Below are 5,578 nucleotides of genomic sequence, written 5' to 3' on the forward strand. Positions count from 1 at the left end.
ATCACGACAGCGGAAAGAGACGCCTTCGGTCGCTTCACATGCCCAACGTAAGCCATCGTCAAACCTCCTCAAGAGTGAATGTCACAGGTTCCCAGAGCCACTTGTCTTTCGTCAGCATCCGCACCCGGCTGAATGGCCGGAACTTCACGGTGTAGGTCGTCGTCGTCGAATCCTCTTCCTCGATGATGAGAGACAGCGGTACACTGACCCCGGCTACGTACAGCGCCAGAAGTGCGTCCAAAGCATCCTGACCGACTGCGCCCGTGTTGTAGGAGATCGTGAACCGCGTCTTCGTGGCGATGTTGTCAATGACGAGCGCGCCGTTCGCTACCCGCCCCTCACGGTTGATCTCGAATCCCTCCCAGGCGATCGTGAAACCGTCCGAGACGAACAGCGACTCCGCACCCGACAGCCCCAGCCAGAATCTCCCCGCGCTCGCCATTACACAGCCTCCAAGCCCAGCCGAACCTTCTCCCGCTGCACAAGCGGCAAGGCGATCCGCCCGAACGTCTTGCCATCCACCTGCAGGATCATCGGGCGATCGGATACAACACCCAGCTCATCCATCGCGTCGTAGACGCCCGCGTGAACAGCTTCCCCGAGTAGGCCGTAGTCGATCGTGCCGAGAGCCGCAAGCTGGTCCGGCGTGAACACCGCCTCCCCGCCGTGGACGATTGCCGGGACTGGTTCACCGAGTGCGCCCGCGACCATGCCGCCCTTGTCGAATGGGATAGCAGACTCGAACGTCGCCATGCCAGCCGCCGCTACTCCCGCCGCCGCCGCCGCCGCCGCTTCCTTGGCTGCCTGCACGGGGTTCAAGAGAAGCGCGTTGATGATCGCCAACGCAGCATGCTCCGCCGCGTAGCCGAGTAGCGTCCGCGCAATCCCCGTCAGAACGGTATGTACGAGGTCGCCAACGAGCTTGCCAATCGTGACCTTCTGTTCCTCATATGCCTTCTGTTCATCGTCGAGGGCACCTTCGCGTTCCTTCTCGTACTGCTTCATCGTGTCGGTGTACTCGCCCCATACTTGCGACGAGTCGCGGGCGTACTGCGCTTGGGTGATCTTCCCGTCTGCCAGCTTGTCCTTGAGATCCTGTAGATCCTTCTCTCGCGCCTTGGACGCTGCGCTCGCGGCCTCTTCAAAGTCGGTATTGATCTTCTCTAGCGTGGAAGCGTGCTCGTCGGCAAGCTGTTGATTAGTCTCGGACATCGTCAGGAGTCCTTCACCGAATGTCGTGATCGCACTCGTCATGTTGCCCGCAAGAGTCGTCAAGAACTCCTCGGCGGTGACTTTGGCCTGCTTGCTAAGATCGTCGAGAGCCTGTCTGATAGTATTAGTTCCCGCAGTAGTTTTGTCTTCGGCGAAAGTAATCCCGTCGAATAGTGAGATCATCCGCGCAAGCGTCGGCTGTTCCTGCCCTGTCGTGGCGAAGAAGAGTTCCTGTTCAGCCCGCGCCTTGTTTACGATTGCGGCGAGATCCTTGTACGCCTCCGCGTATTGATCTGTCCCCGCTGTGAACTTCTGTAGCTCGATGTACTGTAGCGCGAACTCGTTGGTCAAATCGACTAGGCTGATCGTCAGGATATCCGCTAATGACTGCAGCTCAATCGCGAAGTCGTTCGCGTCTTTGAGCATCTGTGCCCATTGCTCGCTCGTCAACATCCGCAACAGCCGGGAGTGGTAGTCTACTTTGGTGTAGTAGTCGAGGAGGGCTTTGTTGGCTTCCCCTGTAGCCACAGATACGTCATCGACAGTTCCCGCCACAGCTTCGCTCGTCTCGGTTGCGGCATCTTCCGTCTTCTGTAGGATCTGTCGAGTGACCTCGGCCGTCGTCTCTAGGCGTTGGAGCTGGGCGTCGACGAAAGCCTGCATCGCGGGATCGAGCTTGCCGATCTCTTCAATGATCCCGGTGATGAGTCCTTTCCACAGTCCTTCGGCCTGCTCTAGATTCTCCGCTTGAATCACTTGGCGGTATGCCTCGTCGATCTTCTCGACGAGTAGCCCGTACTGATCGGCAGCGATCCCCGCTTGATCCGCGGCAGCCTTGAGGTCAGCGACGAGGTCGCCCCAACTCATAGCGATCAAGTCGTGCCAGTGCCGTTCTAGCTCGCTCGTCTTGTCGTTGAACTTGTCGAGATGATATCCAAGATCCTCAAGCTGTTTGTCAGTATCGCCAATGCTCTGCTGGAATAGGGCGAAGGCCCCGATAAATACTGCAAGCCCAGCCACAATTGGCATGCCGAGGAAAGTCGTAACCGCGCCAAATAGCAGATTGACTGCAGTTGTGATCTTCCCGATCGCGGTGATTACTCCACCAATTGCGATTAGCAAAGGCCCGCTAGCTGCTAGTAGCCCAACGACAATCATCACGTGCCGTCTAGCTTCCGGGGAAAGTTCCTGGAACCACTCCACGACTTCCTTGATCTTCTCCGCGAACGCTCGGATCGCTGGGATCACCGTGTTTTGGATCAGCGGCACGACAGTATTTTGGATCAGCGGCGCGAACTCGATCCCGAGTTGATTCTTCGCTGCTTTTATCTGCTCCGTAACCGAGTCCCAGGCGTTGTCGAAGTCCGCTGCCGCTTTGATCCCTTCGTCGCCGATGACGACGCCGAGTTCGTTGGCCTCTTCGCGTAGACGGTTGATCTCGTCACCGCCAGCGGCAATGATCGGAGCGATCTCCTTCCAGCCGAGCCCAAGCGTCTTCGATGCTACCGAGTTGCGTTCTAGCACGTCGGGAATCGTCGATAGCCGCTCAAGGAGCAAGTTGAACGCCGCTTCCGGGCTCTTGCCCTTGATGTCGTCGAACGTCAAGCCGAGCTTCTGTAGTGCCTCCGCGCCTTCGCCGGTGTCGTTCTCGAGCTCAGCCATGCGGCGGCTCAGTCCGTAGATAGCGGAGACGACAGCATCCGCGCTCGTCCCGCAGAGCGTTGCGATGTAACGCCACTCTTGCAGCGACTTCGTGGAGATGCCTGTCTGTGCGCTCTGTGTTAGTAGGTTATCAGCGAACTTGCCGACGTTGACCGTGAGCGCGGTGATGGCGGTGGTCGCGGCGATGATCGGCCCGGACACGTACAGACTGAGAGTCTTCCCGGTATTCGATACCTGGGTGCCAAGCTCCTTGGTCTTCGCGGCGAATTGCTCGACGCCCTTCTTCGCGCCGTCTAGGGCCTTGGTAAGCCCAGCCATGTCCCCGAGGATGCCTACGGATAGCGTCCCGATCTGGCTCATTGCGGCCCCTTCACGATGCGCTTGCGAATCTCGGGGTTGCGGTAGAACGCGGCACGATCGGGCGTCTCGTCAGCGGAAGAGACAATCAACGGTTTCTCACGGGGCATCCCCTTCTTGGAGTGCGCCGCCGCCCACTGTCCGATCATCACCCGCGCCTTGTGCATCTCTCGTTCCTCCGCGTAGCCTAGATACATGAACCAGTTCTCCAACGGCTGGCAGTCGAGCCAGTAATCCGGCGTCGTCCCTGCATACGCCATCGCCAGGTTCGCTAGGATTCGGCCAAGCTCAATTCGGGAGACTTGGCCGTTTCCGCGTTTCCCTGGCTCTCCTCGTACTCCGTGGCCTTCTGTGCAGCAGGATTCATCACCCACGAGCAGAAGTCGAGTAGGCCCTGGATCGAGGCGTTCTCTAGCAGCCATTCCGCCGTGATCGCTGGGTCACTCCGCGTCGTCACACGGGCGACAAGCTCGACCATTGCGGTGATCTGCTCGGTGGTCGAGAACTTCCCGCTGTCCATATCGTCCTTGAATCGGGCAATGTCGAACAGCACGCGGGCGGGGATGAACCCGATGTCCACTACCCGCCCGCCGATGCGTGCTTGCCGTTTCTCGGGGGCTACCGCGTCGAAGTCCACGAGCTTCGGCTGTGTCATTCGTGTACCTCCTCATCTCGCCATTGCGAGTTCTGAACAGAGCTTGTCTGACTTCACAAGATTGCACCGCTTGCATGCAATCGCTAGATTCGCGGCCTCGTGTTTACCGCCACGCGCCAAAGGAACGATGTGATCTACATGCCTATTCCCGATCCCCGGATGCGCTCCGCAGAGGTAGCACGTAACCGTCTCCGCCATTCTAGCCTCACGGTAGATCATGGCGACGGCTTCCCGATCAGTCGGAACTTCGGCCCCACGGACACGAGCGCGACGGGCGGCAGACCAGTGGAGGACTTTGCCAGGATGCGCAGCGCGATATTGCTTGTTCTGCTCAAGGATCTCGTCGCGCTTGGCTTCATAGCGAGCATGAGAACGAGCGATGATCGTCTCCTGATTCCTTTCATAATGAGAGCGCTGAGCGGCTTTGTATTCCTCTGGGTGCTCTCTCTTCCACCGCTCGTTGTTCGCTCTTGTCCTCTCGTAGTTCTGCGCGTAGTGGGCTCGCGATCTGGACTTGGCCGACTGTTCGTGATCCGCGTACCACGATGCTTTGTACTCCGCAAGATGCTCGCGCTTCGTCGCAGTCCATTGCGCCCTGTAGTCCTGCATCCTCTCTTTCGAGGATGGGTTGAGAGCACGATGTACCGTCGAATCATGCCGACCGACCGCAATGCCGATCTTCCGATACGACATCCCGTCAGCCCGCATCTTCTCCGCTCTCTCAACCCACGCCGCGTTCATTATACTAGTTACGACGCATGTTGTTCATCATATATTTCAAATAGTTGCTCGCCTGCCGTCAGTGTCGTGTCGGGTACGCCGGTCATCGAGATCGGGCAGAGCATCGGATCGTCGGCGTCGTCAGACGGGAAGTTGAGCGTGATCCCCGTTTCCGGCGTTGCCGAGAAGACCGTGATGCGGAAGATCTTCCCGGCGCTGTCCGTGTTCGTGAACCGGCAGACGCGGGCGGTGAACTCGGTGAGCCCGCCGCCCTTGAGGGTTCGGCTGGCAAGCGGCGTGTAGGTGTAGTTGACGTAGACGGTCCCGCCCGTCACGATCGCGCCACGGGTGATCGTGATGGTGTCGCCTTCAACCTCGTTGACGAGCACCTCGGAAACCGTGATCGTGTCCGCCGTAACAGCCGTGACCGTCTTCACTCCGTTGTTGGCGGTTTCGGTGAATCCCGTCACGTAGATGTGGTCGCCGACGGCTGGCTGCACGTCCCACGCGCCTGCGCTGAGGAAGTAGGCCGTCGTTCCGGTGACCGCGCAGAGTGCCGTCGCACCTTCGATCACGGTCGGATAGGCGCGGGCGATCGTCGTGTAGCCGTCCGCGTTGACGTTGATGACGTAGTCGCAATCGCGGACGTAGGTCGTACCGCCGCCGGATACGCTCGTAGCGGAGATCGTAGCGACTTCCGTACCCGCGCCGTTGCGGTACGTCAGGATGTTCTCTGTCGTTCCGGTGAGGACGTGTTCCTCGTTCGTCACGGCAACCGGCGCGGCAGCGACCGTCGCGTGCGTCAGGACGCCGGAGTAGAACGATGAAAGCTTCTCTAGGTTGATCTCCATGAGGTCGGCAGAGATCCCGCACTCCTCGTTTCGGATCGCCTCCATGATCGCGCCTGCGTTGTCCGACTTGACCGTCACCTTGTCGAAGCGGTACTCCCACACGCCGTTGCGGATCGCCCCG

General features: G+C 59.4%; 6 protein-coding genes. All 6 read right to left on the reverse strand.

From position 1 onward, the window contains the following. Positions 1-58: 58 nt before the first annotated feature. The gene (locus tag WC359_14510) at positions 59-442 is read right to left on the reverse strand and encodes a hypothetical protein (GenBank protein ID MFA5401659.1); all 384 of its coding nucleotides are present in this window, start codon (positions 440-442) and stop codon (positions 59-61) included. After that, complete coding sequence (locus WC359_14515) at positions 442-3,234, reverse strand: hypothetical protein (protein MFA5401660.1); 2,793 nt, start codon at positions 3,232-3,234, stop codon at positions 442-444. Before WC359_14515 ends, WC359_14510 begins: the two co-directional genes overlap by 1 nt. After that, on the reverse strand, positions 3,231-3,428 hold the full coding sequence (locus WC359_14520; protein MFA5401661.1) for a hypothetical protein: 198 nt from the start codon (positions 3,426-3,428) through the stop codon (positions 3,231-3,233). The genes WC359_14515 and WC359_14520 overlap by 4 nt, the downstream gene beginning before the upstream one ends. Positions 3,429-3,502: 74 nt before the next feature. Then, a complete protein-coding gene (locus WC359_14525) occupies positions 3,503-3,886 on the reverse strand; it encodes a hypothetical protein (GenBank protein MFA5401662.1) in 384 nt (127 codons plus the stop codon). A gap of 12 nt (positions 3,887-3,898) precedes the next feature. Then, a complete protein-coding gene (locus tag WC359_14530) occupies positions 3,899-4,627 on the reverse strand; it encodes an HNH endonuclease signature motif containing protein (GenBank protein MFA5401663.1) in 729 nt (242 codons plus the stop codon). Positions 4,628-4,635: 8 nt separating this feature from the next. Further along, positions 4,636-5,578 (reverse strand): hypothetical protein (locus tag WC359_14535; protein ID MFA5401664.1); only part of this gene is annotated, 943 nt, incomplete at its 5' end.

The organism is Dehalococcoidia bacterium (genome assembly GCA_041653995.1).
In the GTDB taxonomy this organism is placed as follows: domain Bacteria; phylum Chloroflexota; class Dehalococcoidia; order GIF9; family UBA5629; genus CAIMUM01.